Raw genomic sequence first — 17,276 nt, 5'->3', positions numbered from 1 at the left:
ACCGTGTTCAGCGCCTGACACTCTCGACCACAAGAGATTTAGTGTGAACGAACAGGGCTTCGATAGCTATGGGACTCACCCGTCGCCAGGCGCTGCAAGCCACTGCTGTGGGCGTCACGGCGGTGGTCGGCAGCCAGCCCGCGAGTGCCCTCGGTGACGACGAGCGGGTACTCATTCACCCCGACGGCCCGCTCACTGAGGCAATTGCCGGCCTCGAGGCCCTCGAGGGGGGCGTCCGCCTCGAGTACGACAACTTCGATTTCCTCGCCGCGACCGTTCCTGCAAGCGTTCGCGACGAACTCGAGGCCGACTCGCGAATCGCACTCGTCGAGGACGACCCGCGAGTCGACCTCCAGACTGGCGCTGGCGGCGGCCACCACCATCGTCGCATCGACCTGATCGACGACGTGACCGGACCGATCGACGACGGGCTCGTCGGCGACGACGGTCTCATCGGCGGCGGGGGCGGCGACTGTACCGTCCATCCGCCCGAGCGGCCGTCGTGGGGATGGGAGCGAATCGGGGCCGACGAAGTCGAAGAAACCGGCGACAGCGTCGACATTGCCATCCTCGATACCGGGATCGAGACGGCCCACTGCGACCTCGAGGTCGCCGGCGGCTACAACGCTACCGGCATGCCGGGCGATTACGAGGACCGACACGGCCACGGGACTCACTGTGCCGGCATCGCGGGGGCACTCGAGAACGACATCGGCGTCGTGGGCGTCGCCCCGGAAGCGAACTGTTACGCGGTGAAGGTGCTCGACGACGACGGCCAGGGCTACCACAGCTGGCTGGCGGCGGGGATCGACTGGTGTCTCTCGAACGACATCGAGATCGCCTCGCTGAGCGTCGGCGGGACCGAGAGCACGGACGCGATGGACACGGCTATCGAGGCGGCCGCCGCGGCGGGCCACCTCGTGATCGGTGCGGCCGGCAACGAGGGGAACTCGGGCGGCGAGAGCTGTGGCGCGGACAATGTCACCTATCCCGCAACTCACGACGACGTCCTTGCCGTCGCCGCGACGGACGACGACGACTCGCTCGCCGCCTACAGCAGCGTCGGCGAGGCGGTCGGTCTGGTCGCGCCCGGCTCGAGTATTTCCTCGACCGACATCGGCAACGACTACGCCACACGGAGCGGGACGAGTATGGCCTGTCCCCACGTTGCCGGCGTCGCAGGGCTGGTCTGGGCACAGTACGACGCCGACGGCCCTGGTCCGGGGGCCGACGTGCGCGCTATCCTCGAGGACAGCGCGGAGTCGATGACCGACGCCTGCTGGGACGGTCACGGGCTCGTCGACGCGACGGCAGCGATCGAGTCCGCCACCGAGCGCGACAGCGACGGGGCTCGAGACGATGCCAGCGACTCCGGCGCATCCACCGACGGCTCGGCGTCGCTTTGGTCCCGTGTCCGAACCGCCATCGCGCAACTACTCGAGTGGCTGTTCGGGTAGCGCGCCGAAAATATGTCAAGTTAAACTAAAAAATCAGGCAAAGCCAATAAACTAAAATAAATCGGGTTTGGATTTGTGGTGAGATGAACCGACGAACCGTCCTCGCCGGTGCTGGCACGATCGGACTCTCGAGTCTCGCAGGTTGTCTGGGCGTCGTTGGCCTGGACGAGCACCACGCCGGCCCGGCCGGCGTCACGCAGGCGACACGCGAGGAAACGGGATACGAGCTAACCGGCGTCGAGGAACTCGTCGTCGAGGAGCCGGTCGGAATGCTCGTCACCGAGGAACGCGTTTCCGTCGCCAACCGGCTGACCGAATACGACAAGGCGGTCGATATGGGGCTACTCGGCAGGCAACGCGGTGCCGTCTTCATGCTCCTGACCACGCCCCAGGTCAGCATCCTCGGGCGAGACTTCAATCCCGTCGGTGAGATGGGTTCACAGGAGCTCGTCGAGCTCGTCGAGGACAACTACGACGACATCAGCAACATCGCCCATCAGCGCGACGACGAGGTGACGATTCTCGAGCAAGAGACCGTTTCCTCGACGTTCGACGCCGACGCTCAGTTCGACGGGGTCGCCGTCGACGTCACGCTGCAGATCACCGAGGCCGTCGAGAGCGGCGAGGACCTGCTGGTCGCGATTGCCGTCTATCCCGATCAGGTCGCACTCCTCGAGCAAGACAACGTCGACACGCTGTTCGATGGCATTGTCGACGACCTCGAGGCCGCGACTAACGGCGAACCACCGGACGATGGCGACGGAACAGGCAATGACGATTCGACGGACGACGGTTCTGATGGCCACGACGATGTCTCCGACGGCGATGACGGTGCGACCGACGACGACAGCGACGAGCTGGGGGACGACGGGGATGGAGACGAATCGGGAGACGATGACGACGAGGGGCTGCTCGACGTCTAACGACCCGTTTTCTCGGCGGCCGAGGACCTGTTTTCGATTACGAGGGTGTCTCGAGACCCAGCTGCGTTTCTAACTCGTCGTACTCGGGAAACTCCGGCCACTCGCTTGCGACCCAACTGGCGGCGACGGTGCCGTCGGCCTCGAGGACGACGAACGCGGGTCGCGGTTCGCTGATCCCCGTCATGCCGTCGAGGTCGTGGGCGACGCCGTAACGGTCGGCGACGTCGTTCGCGGGATCCGCGAAGATCGAAAACGGGACGCCGGTCCCGTCGAGAAACGACGAGACGGCATACGGCGTCGCAGCCGTGATACCGACGACCCGATCGACGCCCTCGTCCCAGTTGCGCTCGGCGAGTTCCTCCCAGACGTAGGTTCCGGGGAACGAACCGATCATCGGCGTAAAGACGAGAATCGTCCGCCCCTCGCTTTCCGCGAGCAGCGACGACAGGGATCGGTCCTCCCAGAACTCGTCGGTGACGAGCGGTCGCGTGAAATCGGGCGCCTCCTCGCCGGTCGCGGGCGGCGTCGCCGCTGGCAGCTCGACGACGTCGAACTCGGGCATTAGTCCGCACCCCCAGCGTCGGCCTCGCTCGTCGCTCCGTCGCCGTAGGTCGACTCGAGGTAGTCGACGACGTTTGCGCTCTCGGCCATCGTCACGCCGGTGTTGTCGTCGACGATGACGGGGACGGTTCGAACGCCCGCGACGCGCTTGACGATGTCGCGTTTCGAGTGCAACGGCTCGACGAACCGCGACCGGTACTCGAGATCGAGGTCGTTCAGTGTGTGAGTAACGCGTTCGCAGTACGGACACGCCTGCAGCCGGTAGAACGTGATCGGCGGATCGGTCGACTCACCCATACCCGTCTGTACGGGAAACGGGCGGGTAAACGTGTCGTCGCCGGCGCCAGCCACCGGTAAATGGTAAACGGTTAACCGATCCAGCCGTAATCCCCACCATCGATGACGTTCTCGTTGCCCGTCGAACTCGTGCTCGCCGCCTACGAGGTCCCGGTAGTCGGCCTCGAGATCGAGGAGTCGACGGTTACGATTCTCGGCGTCTTTACGGTCGCGATACTTATCGCTCTCTCCGGATTTTTCTCGTCATCCGAGATCGCGATGTTCAACCTCCCGAAGCATCGCCTCGAGGGAATGGTCGAGGACGGGATCGACGGCGCGGAACTGGTGAAAACCCTCAAGGACGACCCACACCGGCTGCTCGTGACGATCCTCGTCGGGAACAACATCGTCAACATCGCGATGTCCTCGATCGCGACGGCCGTCCTCTCGCTGCACTTCGGCGGACTCGTCGGCGTACTGCTGGCGACGTTCGGGATCACCGCCCTCGTCCTATTGTTCGGCGAGAGCGTTCCAAAGTCCTACGCGGTCGAAAACACCGAGTCGTGGGCCGTTCGTATTTCGAAGCCCCTGAAGGCCACCGAGTACCTACTCTATCCGCTCATCATCCTCTTCGATTATCTCACGCGGCAGGTCAACCGCCTGACGGGGTCGACGGGCGCGATCGAATCGCCCTATGTCACGCGCGACGAGATCCAGGAGATGATCGAATCCGGCGAGCGCGAGGGCGTCTTAGAGGAGGAAGAACACGAGATGCTCACCCGTATCTTCCGCTTTAACAACACCATCGTCAAGGAGGTGATGACGCCTCGCCTAGACATGACCGCCGTCCCGAAAGACGCCGACATCGACGAGGCCATCCAGACCTGCATCCAGAGCGGCCACGCACGGGTTCCGGTCTACGAGGGCAGTCTCGACAACGTGCAGGGCGTCGTCCACATTCGTGACCTCGTGCGTGACCTGAACTACGGCGAGACCGACAACGACGAACTCGAGTTGGACGATCTCATTCAGCCGACGCTGCACGTTCCAGAGTCGAAGAATATCGACGAACTGCTGACCGAGATGCGGGAAAACCGGATGCATATGGCCATCGTCATCGACGAGTTCGGCACCACCGAGGGCCTCGTTACGGTCGAGGACATGATCGAGGAGATCGTCGGCGAGATCCTCAAATCCGGCGAGGAAGAGCCGATCGAGTTCCTCGACAAGCAGACCGTCCTCGTCCGAGGCGAGGTCAACATCGAGGACGTCAACGAAGCCCTCGAGATCGATCTCCCCGAAGGCGAGGAGTTCGAGACCATCGCCGGCTTCATCTTCAATCGTGCTGGCCGGCTGGTCGAGGAAGGCGAAGAGATCACCTACGATGGCGTCCGCATCACGGTCGAGAGCGTCGAGAACACGCGAATTCTAAAAGCCCGACTGCGAAAACTCGAGGAGCAAGCGCCTGAGCAAAACGAGGACGATAAGAACGACGCCACCGGTGAGGAAACCAACGGCTGAGACGGGTTGCTGTAACGATCAGTTCCGAAGGTAGATATTTAGGGGTGTGTTCACATGGACCTATATGCACCGCTATGAAACCGTGCCACAACTGTCAGTCGGTCATCGACGAGTACAATTTGGATAAACAACTCGAGCCCCTTCGCGACCTCACAGTTGACGACTTCAACATCTGCACGGACTGCGTGACGATCGTTGCAGATGCCTGCGTGGAGTGTGGCGGCGCGGTGTACGTCCCGCAAAGCGAATCCGTCACCCCCGACTATTGTCCAGCGTGTCGTTCTGATCGTATCGATCGCACTGGGCACGATCCCGGCTGGAATTGCACCTCGCTGTCCTCCTGAAGACGACCCTCGAGAGCGAACGCCGACACCTGCCGACGACACGGAGTGGGTCCCGACCTCGAGCCGGTCGAGGTCGATTACGGCCTCGAGTTGACGGTTCGTTCGATTTCGCTCGCGACGTCCGGGGGAACGACGATCCGTCGCGGGCCGGCGACGTACTGGTTGTCGGGCTGGGCGTAGGTGAGCCCGACGACGGCCGCGTCGCCGATCCGGCGCACGGAGACAGCCTGAATCAACTCGAGGTCGATAGCGTGGTCGGGATCGCCGAGATAGAGCGTGTCGTTCGTCCGATCGAGCGCGCCCCGCGAGCTGAAAAACGACGCGAGCACGAGGACGACCAGCGCGACCGGCAGCGTCAACGCCGCCACGCCGGTGAAGGGACCGGGACCGACGTTCTCGAGGACATCGAGTTCGACGACGAGCCGACCCGCGACCATGAACGAGCCGATAACCAGTGCCATGGCGACCGTGCCGAGTGTGGCGTCCATCGCGCGCTCGAGGGTTCGATCCGTGGGCTCGAGCGAGAGCCAGCCGGCGAGCGTTCGGAGGTGTCGGTTCGTGTCGCCGATAGCGAGTGCGAGGATGGTCACGACGGCCGCCGCGGTGAGCGCAAACACGACCGTTTCGACGCCGGTCTGGCTGGCCAGATCGTACAGCCGCCACCAGACGACGATCGAGATCGCGGCGAAGAAGGTGCCGACGCCCAAGGCCCATCCCCATCGCACAAACGTCGACGTCGAGGCGTCGTGTCGCCACTGGATCGCCTCGATGTCGTCCGCATCGACGACGTCTTCCATACCGGGACTCACGACCGATCGGGTAAAGACCGTTCGATGTTCAGCGGCTTGTTCGAGGGAAACCGAGTACAGCAAGACAGAACCGATGAAAGCTCGAGAGTCGAGTCCTCGTCTGAGGCGTGGACTGCCAGCCCGATCCTGGCAGGATGGAGCAGTCGAACGAAGCAGGTACCAAAACATTAAAGCAAATTCAGTGAATGAATGTTTAGTGAAATGGAGTATAATGTAGTCCATCCGTTTGACTTTGGCGACTTTGTATCAGAATTGTTAATTAGTTCATGACCACGAACGATCGTACCGTTGATGGCGCTGACGAGTCGCTATCCGTCCAATCGATCCTCGACCTCGTCGAGCGGCTTACCGAACTGGACGACAAACGCCAAACGACGTTCGCCAGGGAACTCGAGTCCGACGCCGATCAGTTTTCGGAAACTCGAGAGGTACTTAAGACGCAGCAGGCGTGTCTGAACCGTCTCGAAGAGGCGCTTGCAGCCGAGCGACGGAGCCTCGCGTGCCTTGAAGATGGGACGGCACACCTCTCGACGGCACAGGCCGTCCGTCATCGCGACCGATCAATCGAGAAGCTCCGCCAGCACAACGACACGATACGTCAATTTCGCGAGGAGATGGCGGCTCTGGTCGATGCAGTCGAAACGAACGTCGATCGCCTCGAGCGAGACGGTGACCAGGCGGTACTGCTCGACAGTCACGCACATCTCGAAGGCGCTATTGCAGCGCTGGAGACACACAACGACACGATCGACGACGTCGATCAGAACCTGCGGATCTTACAGGCATATCTTCGATGACAGATCGACCTGAATCGACGACACGACCACACTCACCCGGTTCGACTCTCGATCCCGAGTCCGGTCGAGTACCCATTCGGGAACAGCTGCGACGGTGGCTGGGCGTCTCGCGTCGCCAGTGGGAGTGGCTGGTTTCGGCCGTCATCGTTGGCCCGTACGTGCTTGCAGTCGCGTTACTGGCCGGCGGCCGTTTCGCGGAATCGTGGATACTGTTTGCTATTGGGATCCATTCGGGGATCGCACTGTACCTCTCTTATAAGTTCTGAGGTAGATTGCTCGCCGCCTACGTATCGCTGTCCGCATCGTCGAACTGCTGTTCGAGCCGCTCTCGATCAGCGGTGTCATAGTACGGATGACACGCGACGCTCTTGTCGGACTCGACCTCGAGCAACGGTGGGTCGACGTGGTCGCAGATGGCCTCCCGTTCGGGACAGCGATCTTTGAACCGACAGCCAGTCGGGAGGTCAATCGGATCTGGAATCGATCCCTGTAACTCCGTGTGATCCCGATCAGCGAACGGGTCGGGTTCGGGCGCAGCCGAGAGCAACGCCCTGGCGTAGGGATGTGTCGGTTCCTGGATGACCGATTCGGTATCGCCGAGTTCGACGACCCGCCCGAGGTACATGATCCCGATCCGATCGCATACCTGTCGCAACAGCGAGAGGTCGTGGCTGATGAACAGCATCGTGATCCCCAGTTCCTCGTTGAGCCGTTCGAGAAGGTTCAACACGCCGGCACGAATGCTCACGTCGAGCATCGAAACGGGTTCGTCGGCCAGGATGAACTCCGGTTCGAGCACCAGCGCTCGAGCGATCGCGACGCGTTGTTTCTGTCCGCCGCTCAACTGGTGTGGATACCGATCGAGAAACTCGGTCGCGGGTCGTAACTCCGCTCGCTCGAGCGCCTCGATGACCCGTGCACGGCGTTGCTCCCGATCGCCGATTCCATGGATGTCCAGTGGCTCCCGCACGGCGTCGCGTATCGTGAGTCGAGGGTTGAGGCTCTCGAACGGATCCTGAAAGATGATCTGGACGTTCCGGCGAAACTCCTGCAGTTCGCTGCCGGAGATGGTCGTTACGTCGTTACCGTTGAATCGAATCGAGCCGCCGGTCGGATCGAGAAGCCGGATGAGCGTCTTGCCGAACGTGGTCTTGCCACAGCCTGACTCGCCGGCGAGACCGACGATTTCGCCCGTTTCGATCTCGAGATCGACGCCATCGACGGCTTTGACGTACTCCCGTTCGGCCCCGGTGAGCGTGTCGACGAGTCCTTGCTCGACGGGAAAGTACTGCTCGAGTTTGGTACAGGACATGATGGGAGCGGACTCTCGATCGCTCGGCGGCGGTGATTCCGGACCCAAATTATGTGATTCAGACATGTTAGTGCTGTTCGATAGTCGGTTGGCTCCCGTCTCGGTGCCAACTCTCTCGCAGTTGTGCTTGCTCGCGCAACTGTTCGATGTCCTCGTGGCGATAACACGCCGAGTGGTGATCCGCACCCACGTTCTCGAGGGGCGGATGCGACGTGGTACACGTCTCGGTTGCGAACGGACAGCGCTCGACGAACCGACAGCCAGCGGGAACCTCCGAGAGGTCGGGCGGGCTACCAGGAATGCTGATCAGATCCTGCTGGTCGCCGGTCAGCGACGGGAACGCGTTTTTCAACCCGAGCGTGTATGGGTTGTACGGCGCGTCGAAGATCGACCGCAGATTGCCGTACTCCATCAGCTTGCCGGCGTACATCACGCCCATCCGATCGCACGTTTCGGCGACGACGCTGATGTCGTGTGTGATGAGCAAGATCGAGAGGTCGAACTCGTCTTGTAACTCCTTAAGCCGCTTCAGAATCTGATCTTGAACGATCACGTCGAGTGCCGTCGTCGGTTCGTCGGCGATGATCAGCGACGGATCGTGAACCAGCGCCATCGCGATGTAGGCCCGTTGTCGCATTCCACCGCTGAACTGATGGGGGTAGTCGTCCATCCGATCGGGATCCAGTCCGACGAGTTCGAACAGCTCCGCGACGCGCGCTCGAGCGTCTTCGTTCGAGACATCGTCGTGGTTCTGAATGGCCTCGATTATCTGATCGGAGATTCGATGAACAGGGTTGAGCGAGTTCATCGCTCCCTGGCTGATCAGCGAGACGTGTTGCCACCGCACTTGGTTGAGCTCGGTGGTGTCCAGTGTCGTCAGATCGACGCCGCGAAACTGGATCTCGCCGTCGACGACGTAGCCGTTTCGGGGCAAGAGACCGAGCACAGCCTTTGCGACGGTACTCTTTCCACAGCCGCTTTCCCCGATCAGGCCGAGAATTTCGTCGGTGTCGATCTCGAAGCTCAGATCGTCGATCGCCCGTAACCGGCCACCATCTCTCGTTTCGTACTCGATACTCACGCCGTCTACGGAAAGCAGCGGCGCATCGTCCGTGAATTCGATCGTACTCATAGGTCTTCGATTGGGTTGGTCTACTGCTGTAACTGCGGATTGACGATCTCGTCGTATCCTCGTCCCGCTAGATACGCGCCGAGCACGACCAGCGTGATCGAGATGCCCGGCGGTAGGAACCACCACCAGGCATCGAGTCCTTGCTGATTGAACACTCGTTGAAGCATGACGCCCCAGGAGGGAACCGTTGGATCGCTAAATCCGAGGAACGCGATACTTGCCTGTGCGGTGATCGAGTAGCCGACCGCGATGGCGGCGTACAGTGCCGATAGCGGGAGCACGTTCGGCACGATGTGAACGCGCATGATCCGGAGGTTGGATGCACCGGCCGCCTTCGCAGCTTCGATGTACGGGCGCTCTTTGATCGAGAGGACCTCGGAGCGAACCACTCTGGCAGTCGTCAGCCAGTACAAGAGCGCGATCCCGAAGATGACGTTCCAGACACTGGCGCCGAAGATCGTCGCGATGACGATGACGAAGGGGATAAACGGCAGTCCGTAGAGGATGTCGACGAACCGCATGACACCCTCGTCAACCAGCCCGCCGTAGTAGCCGGCGACCACCCCCGCACCAGTCCCGATCACGGCGACCATGAACGCCCCGAGATAGCCGACGAACATCGCAATCTGTGACCCCCAAATAAGCTGGGAGAGCACGTCGTAGCCATCGTCGGTCGTTCCAAGCGGATGCTCGGCCGACGGTGATTCCATCGTCTTCCAGGAGCCGTCGTCTGCGTACTGACGTTCGTTCGGTTCGTAGGGCGCGATAAACGGCGCTGTAACCGCCATCAGCGTAAACGCCAGAATCAGACAGATACCGAAGACAGCCATCTTCGACCGCCAGACGGTTTTCGCCTGACTGGCGAGCGTTTCGCCGAGTCGCCGAAGCCGCTGTCGGCGCCTGCTGCCGTCGGTAGTCGATTCGGTTGCAGTCGCGTTTGTATCACTCATCGTATCACTCGGATTCACCGTCGACGCTGACCCGCGGATCCAGGTACGTATACAGGATATCCGCAACGAAATTCATCGTAATGACGAGCGTTGCAAGCAACAGGAACGTCCCCTGGGCCATGGGATAGTCGTTTCTTGTCGCCGAATCGACCATCTCCCGACCGAGGCCAGGCCAAGAAAAGACCGTCTCGATGAGTACCTGTCCGCCGATCGAAAACCCGATAGCAACCGCGAAAGCGGTGACGACGGGCAAAATCGCGTTCCGTGCCGCGTGAACGAAGACGATTCGTCGCCGGGACAGTCCCTTCGCCTGTGCCGTTTCGATGTACTCCTCGGTGATGACCTCGAGCATGTTGTTTCGCATCAACAACAGTGGGAGCCCCGTGTAAAATAGCGACAACGAGACGACAGGTAAGACGAGGTGGTGGAAGAAATCGATCGAGAAAAACGTCTGAAACGCGCCATCAGCTGACGCGCCGACGCTACGCATCCCGCCGACGGGGAACCACCCCAACTGAAACGAGAAGATGTACAGCAAGAACAGGCCCATAAAAAACACCGGCGTCGAACGGGCGATCAGCACGATGACCATCTCGACGCGCTCGAGGGTAGTGCCGCGGATCCAGCCCAGGTGTGCACCGAGATAGATGCCCAGCGTGTAGGAGATCAGGATTGCGCTGATCATCAGTGCGAGAGTGTTGACGACACGACTCGCGATCATCGACGAGACTGGCTGGCCGTAGTAAAACGAGTAACCCAGATCCCCCTGGACCAGGTTGGTCATGAACAGTACGTACTGACGCCACAACGGCTCGTTGAGGCCGTGTTCTTCGATCACCTGTTGTCGAACGTCTTCCGGGAGCGCACCCGGAGCCATCATCGCGGTCGGTCCGCCTGGAATCTGTCGAAAAAGGAAAAACAAGAGTGTAACGACGATAAAGAGCGAAATCCCCATCAGCGCCAGCCGTTGCAACAGATATTTTCGGTTTAGCATAGGTATAGAGATATCGGTGCCGTTATTCGGGTGCGTAGAGGTTCCCGTCCTCGTCCCACACGTAGCCTGCATCGGCGAGGATCTCGATAGCGGTCTCCGGACCGCCCTCGAAGCCGGGAACGTCGGGATTGTGCCAGAACTCGATCATCGGGGTAATCGGCGAGTGACCCGTCTCGCCGTAGCCATCGTAGATCTCCTCGACGAATACCGGCTGAAGATCGGCTACGACGGCGTGATAGGCCTGGCGGAAGGGAACATCATCCAGCGGTGGCTCCTCGACGTTCATCCACGTCGCCTCGCGCATGTTGTCGAGCTCGGCCGACATACCGAGGTGAGGTTCGTCCTCAATTCGGTCGGCTAACTCCTCGTTGTTGCCGAACCAGTAGTCGAGGTAGCCGTACTCGCCCTGTTCCAGCGCCTCGAGTTCGGCTGCAGAGGAACTTAGTGGCCGCTGGACGCGGGTTTCGATGTTCGGCGGCGCAATCGGGTGGTCGTGGTTGGCCGTCTGGATAAACTGTTCGCCCTGATCCCAACTTTCGTACTCGAACGGACCGCTACCGACGATTGGTCTGTCGTCGCCGAACGACACTTCCCACGGCGTGTCGTGGTTGTCAGTCTCGTCGAGGATTTCTTCCCAGTAGTGAGCGGGAAGGATCGGCGTCTGCCAGAACGTGAGCGTCGTGAACGGCACGTAGGGCTCTTCGAGGTGGAACGTGACTTCGTTGTCACCGGTTTGCTCGATCGACTCGAGCGGGTCGGTAACTGACGTGAGGTAGGCGGCGGGTTCGGTCTCGAGGATCGTCTCGTACGTCCAGAGGACATCCTCGACCGTGAGGGGTTCGCCGTCGTGGAACTCGAACTCGTCGCTGATTTCGACGACAATCGTCGTATCGTCGACGGTCTCGATGTCCTCGGCGATCCAGTTGACCTGTTCGTACTCCTCGGTGTACCGGATGAAGGTATCGTGCATGAGGAGCGTCGGCGTGACGTTTCGGGCCGGGCCGATGGTCATCTGGTCGAACGGGTTGAGCTGGTTCGTCGCGTCCCAGTTGTTCGTCGCAACCATCCCGTCGTCGTTTTCCGGTCCCGGCTCGATCTCGGTCCAGGTAACCCAGGTTCCACGCAGGCGACCGTCGACGATGACGGAATCCTCGTCGACGACGTCCGTGTTGTAGCCGTATAGGCCCTCGTTGTAGAGGTACTGGCTCTCCCAGCGGAGTTCGCCGATGAGCTCCTGTGCTTCGTAGATGAGCTCTTGGCGTGCATCCTCGTCGTACTCCTGACGGGACTGCTCGGCGATTTCGTCGTACTCCTCGTTCGAGTACCCGCCGAAGTTTCGCTGGCCGTCGCTGTGGTACCGAAACGTGATCACGTTGTCCGGGTCCCCGCCCTGCTCCGATTCCCAAGTGTACGTAAAGAAGTCGAAGTCGCCTTCGGCCTCGCGGTCGTCGAGCACGGATGCCTCACCGATATCCATCTCGTAGTCGATGCCGAGCACGTCGCCGACGGTTTCGACCACGAGTTCGTTCGTCGCGTATCGGTTCGGACTGTACTCCTCCGTGTACGCCATGTGTTCGAACGTCCTCTCGATACGGCGCTCTTCGGGCAGGTCTTCCTCGACCGGTCGATCGTACTCCTCGGTCTCTTGTTCGCCGCCGAAACAGCCTGCTATCGATACCGTCCCCAGTGATACGCCCGTTGCACCCATCTTCTTCAGTATCGATCGCCTCGATTCTGTCATATTACAATATAGTAGTTAGAACATACATAGTTAACTCTTTCGTCTAGAATCGCATCTCAAATCAGATGAGACTAGAGATTAATAGGTGTAATAGGTGGTTGATTGTTTTCGATTAGCCGCTATTATGCGTGTATCTTCAAACTGAGTGGGATGGGGCAAGAAAATTTGATTACATAAATTTAGATATGGCTATACTAATAGATACGAAAGTTGTCATAGTGTCGGAGCTAACGGAGTCGAGTAAATCCTCCTGCTGCGATGGCACCGATTTGTCCTATCGGCCATCACCCCCAGCGCTTGCAAGTACCGTGTGGAGCAAGACGTTCGTGCCCGTGACGACATCGTCCCACTCGGTGAACTCGTCTTCCGTGTGGCTAATCCCGTCCTCGCTCGGAACGAAAATCATCGCCGTCGGACAGATCGTATTGAGATAATTCGCGTCGTGGCCCGCACCGCTTGTCATCCGCATATACTCGGCACCGACCGTCTGGGCCGCGTCCTCGATTCGCTCGAGACAGTCGTCGTCGAACGGGTCGGCATCGACGCGCATGATCTCCTCGAGTTCGTACTCGAGCCCTTCGCGTTCGGCTGCAGCCGCGATCTCGCGTTCGATCTGGGCGACCGCCTCGTCGACGACGGCGTTGTCGTAGGAGCGAAAGTCGACGGTACACTCGACTCGTTCGGGAATCACGTTGATCGAGTTCGGCGAAACCTCGACGGAGCCGACCGTCCCTACCAGATCCGGGCCACCGACCGCCGTTAGCCGACGGACCGCCTGAATCACGTCACTGGTCGCGACGAGTGCGTCGTTCCGGAGGTGCATCGGCGTCGGTCCGGCGTGATCTGCTTTGCCGTCGAACGCGACGTTCATCCAGGAAAAGCCGTAGACGCCCTCGACGACCCCGACACTACAGTCGTTCTCGAGGAGATAGGGGCCCTGCTCGACGTGCATCTCGTAGTAACTGTGGAGATCGTCGTGTTCACACGGCGTCTCGCCGCGATAGCCGATCCGCTCGAGTTCCTCTCGAAAGCTCAGATCGTCGTCGTCCGTTCGTTCGTAGGCGTACTCCAGATCGAACACGTCCGTGTAGACCCCGCTACCGAGCATATCCGGCTGGAATCGAACCCCTTCCTCGTTGCTCCAGGAAACGACTTCGAGCGGGCGGTCGGTTCGGATATCGGCGTCCTCGAGCGTCTCGATTACTTCCAGTGCGCCGAGGACGCCGATCACGCCATCGTACTGACCACCGTTGTACTGGCTGTCGACGTGAGAACCAAACAGGACCGGATCGGCATCGGGATCGGCTCCGTCACGTCGACCGAACAGATTCCCCATCTCGTCGATTCGAACGGTGAGTCCCGCCTCCTCGAACCATTCGACGAGCTGGTCGCGTGCACGTTCGTTCGCATCCGAGAGTGCAGGACGATTCACGCCGCCCCGTTCGGTCGCCCCGATCTGGTTGAATTCGTCGAATCGGCGTCTGAATCGATCGGCGTCGATCGCTACGGTCATGTGGTCTGATGGTTCGTCAGTTCGGTGTTTCAGTGCGGAGCCTCCCATGGGAGGGAGGCGGATCTTTTACCGACACGACGAAAGACGAGACATGGACGACCGAATCGAGTTTCAAAATGCAACGATCGTCGACGGAACGGGTCGAACCCCGCAGACGGGACACGTCCTCGTCGAGGGAGAAACGATCCGTCGCGTCGACGAGACTCCCACAGGCGCGACCCGCGAAATCGATCTCGACGGTGCGTATCTCACGCCGGGCTTTATCGACATGCACTCACACTCGGATCTCCGCCTGTTCGAGAAACCAACTGCCGCCGAAAACGTATCACAGGGGATAACGACCGAAGTTCTCGGTCAAGACGGCGTCAGCGTGGCACCCGTCCCCTCGGAACTGACCGATGAGTGGGAAAACCGCATTCGACCGCTCGACGGAACTATCGAGGACCCCTGGCAGTGGACGACCGTCGACGAGTACCTCGAGCAACTCGAGGCCGCCTCGCCCGGTGTCAACTGCGCGTACTACGCCCCGCATGGCAACTTGCGGTCGCTGCTGGCCGGCTTCGAGGATCGGCCACTCGAGCGGGACGAGGTAGAATCACTCCGGGCAGAACTAACGACGGCGATCGACGACGGTGCCTTCGGCCTCTCTACCGGCATGATCTACCCCCCGAGCTCCTACGCTCGCGACGACGAACTGGTGGCGCTTGCAGAGACACTCGCCGAGCGGAAGACGCTCATGGTCTCACACGTCTGGAACGAAACCGACCGGGTCGTCGAATCGATCGATCGCTACCTCGATATCTGTCACCGGGGTGGCTGTCACGCTCACGTCTCGCACCTGAAAGTCGGCGGTGAGGACAACTGGGGGACCTCCAAAGCCGTCCTCGCCCTCTTCGACGACGCCGCCGACCGCGGTCAGCACGTGACGTTCGATCAGTACCCCTACACGTCCGGATCGACGATGCTATCGGCACTGCTCCCGCCGTGGGCCAGAACCGGGGACGCCGCCGCTACGCTCGAGCGGCTCCGCGACGATGAGACTCGGACTGAGATCGCGGCAGATATCGACTCACCCGGGGACTGGGAGAACCTCGCCCGCGCAGCCGGCACCTGGGAAAACATCCTGATCACGCGGACGGCGAGCGGACGCAACCAGGGCCGGACGATCGCAGCGATCGCGGCCGACCGCGACTGTGAACCGATCGATGCGATGTTCGATCTCCTCCTCGAGGAAGCACTCGACGTGACGATGGTCGATTTCATCATGGCCGAGGAGGATATCGAGCGATTTCTGGCCGACCCGCGCGGGACGTTCTGCACCGACGGCATTTTCGGCGGGAAACCGCATCCGCGAGCTATCGGCGCGTTTCCTCGCATACTCGAGCGGTACGTCCGTGAGCGGGAGGTGCTTCCGATCGAAACCGCCGTGTACAAGGCCGCAGGACAGCCGGCTGCGATACTGGGGCTCTCCGATCGAGGTCGGATCGCGGCGGGGTACAAGGCCGATCTCGTCGCGTTCGATCTGGATCAGGTCCGCGAACGTGGTACCTACGAAGAACCGATGCAACTCGCCGACGGCATCGAATACGTCCTCGTCAACGGAACGGTTGCCGTCGACGGCGGCGAGTCGACAGCGTCACGTTCCGGACGGGTACTGCGGTCGACCGAGGAGTGGGGCAGGCAGTGTCGCCCGGCCGCTTCCGAGCGACGCCAGGGCCTATCCGTCGGGGAATAGCTCGACGACGGACGACAGCTCCGGCGGAATCGAGACGGGATCCCCGCTCGCCCGTAACGCGCTTTTCGTATCCTTGAGCCCGTTGCCGGTCACGACGATGACAACGGTCTCGTCCGGATCGATGATCCCCTCAGCGCGAGCCTTGCGGACGCCCGCGACCGGGGCCGCACCCGCAGGCTCGGCGTAGATTCCCTCGGTGTGACCGAGCAATCGCTCCCCCTCGAGTATTTGCTCGTCGCTGACGACGACGGACGTTCCGCCGCTTTGCTCGAGCGCTTTGCAGGCTTTGAGCGTGTTTCGCGGCCGACCGACGGCGATGCTGTCGGCCAGCGTGTCCGCGACGTCGTCAACGTCGTCGTGATCGTGAAAGGTATCGTGGATCGCACGGGCACCGTCTGCCTGTACGCCGAGCATCTTCGGTGTCTCCGAAACCAGATCGAGTTCGTGGAACTCCCTGAACCCCTTCCACCCACCGTAGATCGTACAGCCATCGCCCATCGAGAAGACGACCCAGTCCGGAACCGACTCGCGGGTCTGTTCGGCGAGTTCGTGGCCGACGGTTCGTTTCCCCTCGACCTGAAACGGATTGATCGCCGCGTTCCGGTTGTACCAGCCGAACTCGTCGGTGACCGCCATACTGAGATCGTAGGCTTCGTCGTAACTGCCCTCGACCGCGAGGACATCGGCGCCGTAGGTCAACGGCTGTGCAAGTTTTCCCTCGGGCGCGTCGCCGGGAACGAAGATCCGACACTCGAGGTCCGCACGCCCAGCGTACCCCGCAAGCGACGCAGCAGCGTTGCCGGTCGAGGCACAGGTGACAACGTCGACGCCGTCTTCGGTCGCTTTCGTCACCGAGACGCTCGTCGCTCGATCCTTCAGAACGCCGGTCGGATTTCGGCCGTCGTCTTTGACCAGTGTTTCGACGCCCAGTCGGTCGCTCAAGGTCTCTGCTGCCAATAGATCCGTTCCTCCCTCACCCAGCGTCACAGGCGTCGCGTCAGCCGATACCGGCAGGAACGGCTTGTACTTCCACTGACTCGGAATACTGCCATCGAGGTCGGCGTCGAATCGATCGAGAACGACATCGTAATCGTACTGCACCTCGAGAATTCCCGAAACGCCGTCGTGATTCGGGCAGGTGTAAATTTCCCGCTCGGGATCATACGTCTCCCCACAGAGCGTACACTGTAACGCAGGTACGTGGTCCATCG

At 61.0% G+C, this 17,276-nt stretch carries 16 protein-coding genes; 6 read left to right on the top strand and 10 right to left on the bottom strand.

All coding sequences use genetic code 11. The annotated features are described in order from the left end of the window. Window positions 1-68 precede the first annotated feature (68 nt). Entirely contained in the window at window positions 69-1,457 is a 1,389-nt protein-coding gene (locus D8Y22_RS07510) for a S8 family peptidase (RefSeq protein ID WP_141464096.1), read from the top strand. Window positions 1,458-1,540: 83 nt separating this feature from the next. Further along, window positions 1,541-2,380 carry a DUF6517 family protein gene (locus D8Y22_RS07505; protein WP_141464095.1) on the top strand — a complete coding sequence of 280 codons (840 nt, stop codon included), beginning with the start codon at window positions 1,541-1,543 and terminating at the stop codon, window positions 2,378-2,380. Between the two features lie 37 nt (window positions 2,381-2,417). On the opposite strand, the gene D8Y22_RS07500 is transcribed toward D8Y22_RS07505, so the two are convergent. Together D8Y22_RS07500 and D8Y22_RS07495 are read right to left on the bottom strand one after the other, a co-directional pair. Further along, a complete protein-coding gene (locus D8Y22_RS07500) occupies window positions 2,418-2,942 on the bottom strand; it encodes a redoxin domain-containing protein (RefSeq protein WP_141464094.1) in 525 nt (174 codons plus the stop codon). Further along, entirely contained in the window at window positions 2,942-3,238 is a 297-nt protein-coding gene (locus tag D8Y22_RS07495; RefSeq protein WP_141464093.1) for a glutathione S-transferase N-terminal domain-containing protein, read from the bottom strand. Before D8Y22_RS07495 ends, D8Y22_RS07500 begins: the two co-directional genes overlap by 1 nt. Before the next feature lie 102 nt (window positions 3,239-3,340). Between D8Y22_RS07495 and D8Y22_RS07490 the strand changes: the two genes are divergently transcribed. Continuing rightward, on the top strand, window positions 3,341-4,738 hold the full coding sequence (locus tag D8Y22_RS07490) for a hemolysin family protein (protein ID WP_141464092.1): 1,398 nt from the start codon (window positions 3,341-3,343) through the stop codon (window positions 4,736-4,738). A 74-nt stretch (window positions 4,739-4,812) separates the two neighbouring features. After that, window positions 4,813-5,082, top strand: a complete 270-nt coding sequence (locus tag D8Y22_RS22825; RefSeq protein ID WP_141464091.1) for a DUF7571 family protein — start codon at window positions 4,813-4,815, stop codon at window positions 5,080-5,082. 77 nt (window positions 5,083-5,159) lie between these two features. Here D8Y22_RS22825 and D8Y22_RS07480 read toward each other — a convergent pair whose 3' ends face one another. After that, on the bottom strand, window positions 5,160-5,879 hold the full coding sequence (locus tag D8Y22_RS07480) for a hypothetical protein (protein ID WP_141464090.1): 720 nt from the start codon (window positions 5,877-5,879) through the stop codon (window positions 5,160-5,162). A gap of 278 nt (window positions 5,880-6,157) precedes the next feature. On the opposite strand from D8Y22_RS07480, the gene D8Y22_RS07475 reads away from it, so the two are divergent. After that, window positions 6,158-6,688: a hypothetical protein gene (locus D8Y22_RS07475; RefSeq protein WP_141464089.1), complete on the top strand. Its 531-nt coding sequence runs from the start codon at window positions 6,158-6,160 to the stop codon at window positions 6,686-6,688. A 283-nt stretch (window positions 6,689-6,971) separates the two neighbouring features. Here the strand turns inward: D8Y22_RS07475 and D8Y22_RS07470 are convergent, their stop codons facing one another. From D8Y22_RS07470 to D8Y22_RS07445, 6 genes are all read right to left on the bottom strand, one after another. Then, window positions 6,972-8,000, bottom strand: a complete 1,029-nt coding sequence (locus D8Y22_RS07470; protein WP_141464088.1) for an ABC transporter ATP-binding protein — start codon at window positions 7,998-8,000, stop codon at window positions 6,972-6,974. Window positions 8,001-8,067: 67 nt separating this feature from the next. Beyond that, window positions 8,068-9,132, bottom strand: a complete 1,065-nt coding sequence (locus tag D8Y22_RS07465; RefSeq protein ID WP_141464087.1) for an ABC transporter ATP-binding protein — start codon at window positions 9,130-9,132, stop codon at window positions 8,068-8,070. Between the two features lie 20 nt (window positions 9,133-9,152). Beyond that, window positions 9,153-10,082 (bottom strand): ABC transporter permease, encoded by a 930-nt coding sequence (locus tag D8Y22_RS07460; protein ID WP_141464086.1) that lies wholly within the window; start codon window positions 10,080-10,082, stop codon window positions 9,153-9,155. Window positions 10,083-10,086: 4 nt separating this feature from the next. Beyond that, entirely contained in the window at window positions 10,087-11,076 is a 990-nt protein-coding gene (locus D8Y22_RS07455) for an ABC transporter permease (protein ID WP_141464085.1), read from the bottom strand. 22 nt (window positions 11,077-11,098) lie between these two features. Continuing rightward, window positions 11,099-12,817: an ABC transporter substrate-binding protein gene (locus D8Y22_RS07450; protein WP_141464084.1), complete on the bottom strand. Its 1,719-nt coding sequence runs from the start codon at window positions 12,815-12,817 to the stop codon at window positions 11,099-11,101. Window positions 12,818-13,091: 274 nt separating this feature from the next. Continuing rightward, window positions 13,092-14,330, bottom strand: a complete 1,239-nt coding sequence (locus D8Y22_RS07445; protein WP_141464083.1) for a Zn-dependent hydrolase — start codon at window positions 14,328-14,330, stop codon at window positions 13,092-13,094. Window positions 14,331-14,421: 91 nt separating this feature from the next. Between D8Y22_RS07445 and D8Y22_RS07440 the strand changes: the two genes are divergently transcribed. Continuing rightward, a complete protein-coding gene (locus D8Y22_RS07440; RefSeq protein WP_141464082.1) occupies window positions 14,422-16,065 on the top strand; it encodes an N-acyl-D-amino-acid deacylase family protein in 1,644 nt (547 codons plus the stop codon). Here the strand turns inward: D8Y22_RS07440 and thrC are convergent. Beyond that, window positions 16,048-17,274, bottom strand: a complete 1,227-nt coding sequence (gene thrC, locus D8Y22_RS07435; RefSeq protein WP_141464081.1) for a threonine synthase — start codon at window positions 17,272-17,274, stop codon at window positions 16,048-16,050. The genes D8Y22_RS07440 and thrC overlap by 18 nt on opposite strands. Window positions 17,275-17,276 lie beyond the last annotated feature (2 nt).

It is taken from the genome of Salinadaptatus halalkaliphilus, assembly GCF_006543045.1.
GTDB classification, from domain to species: domain Archaea; phylum Halobacteriota; class Halobacteria; order Halobacteriales; family Natrialbaceae; genus Salinadaptatus; species Salinadaptatus halalkaliphilus.
The sequence above is the reverse complement of the archived record's forward strand: the minus strand, read 5'-3'. Positions and strand labels throughout refer to the sequence as shown.

Excerpts from the sequence above, each read along its gene's own strand:
- D8Y22_RS07495 (WP_141464093.1), bottom strand. The coding sequence starts at position 3,238 with ATGGGTGAGTCGACCGATCCGCCGATCACGTTCTACCGGCTGCAGGCG.
- D8Y22_RS07470 (WP_141464088.1), bottom strand. The coding sequence starts at position 8,000 with ATGTCCTGTACCAAACTCGAGCAGTACTTTCCCGTCGAGCAAGGACTC.
- D8Y22_RS07510 (WP_141464096.1), top strand. The coding sequence starts at position 69 with ATGGGACTCACCCGTCGCCAGGCGCTGCAAGCCACTGCTGTGGGCGTC.
- D8Y22_RS07505 (WP_141464095.1), top strand. The coding sequence starts at position 1,541 with ATGAACCGACGAACCGTCCTCGCCGGTGCTGGCACGATCGGACTCTCG.
- D8Y22_RS07455 (WP_141464085.1), bottom strand. The coding sequence starts at position 11,076 with ATGCTAAACCGAAAATATCTGTTGCAACGGCTGGCGCTGATGGGGATT.
- D8Y22_RS07490 (WP_141464092.1), top strand. The coding sequence starts at position 3,341 with ATGACGTTCTCGTTGCCCGTCGAACTCGTGCTCGCCGCCTACGAGGTC.
- D8Y22_RS07445 (WP_141464083.1), bottom strand. The coding sequence starts at position 14,330 with ATGACCGTAGCGATCGACGCCGATCGATTCAGACGCCGATTCGACGAA.
- D8Y22_RS07450 (WP_141464084.1), bottom strand. The coding sequence starts at position 12,817 with ATGACAGAATCGAGGCGATCGATACTGAAGAAGATGGGTGCAACGGGC.
- D8Y22_RS07475 (WP_141464089.1), top strand. The coding sequence starts at position 6,158 with ATGACCACGAACGATCGTACCGTTGATGGCGCTGACGAGTCGCTATCC.
- D8Y22_RS22825 (WP_141464091.1), top strand. The coding sequence starts at position 4,813 with ATGAAACCGTGCCACAACTGTCAGTCGGTCATCGACGAGTACAATTTG.
- D8Y22_RS07480 (WP_141464090.1), bottom strand. The coding sequence starts at position 5,879 with ATGGAAGACGTCGTCGATGCGGACGACATCGAGGCGATCCAGTGGCGA.
- D8Y22_RS07500 (WP_141464094.1), bottom strand. The coding sequence starts at position 2,942 with ATGCCCGAGTTCGACGTCGTCGAGCTGCCAGCGGCGACGCCGCCCGCG.
- D8Y22_RS07465 (WP_141464087.1), bottom strand. The coding sequence starts at position 9,132 with ATGAGTACGATCGAATTCACGGACGATGCGCCGCTGCTTTCCGTAGAC.
- thrC (WP_141464081.1), bottom strand. The coding sequence starts at position 17,274 with ATGGACCACGTACCTGCGTTACAGTGTACGCTCTGTGGGGAGACGTAT.
- D8Y22_RS07440 (WP_141464082.1), top strand. The coding sequence starts at position 14,422 with ATGGACGACCGAATCGAGTTTCAAAATGCAACGATCGTCGACGGAACG.
- D8Y22_RS07460 (WP_141464086.1), bottom strand. The coding sequence starts at position 10,082 with ATGAGTGATACAAACGCGACTGCAACCGAATCGACTACCGACGGCAGC.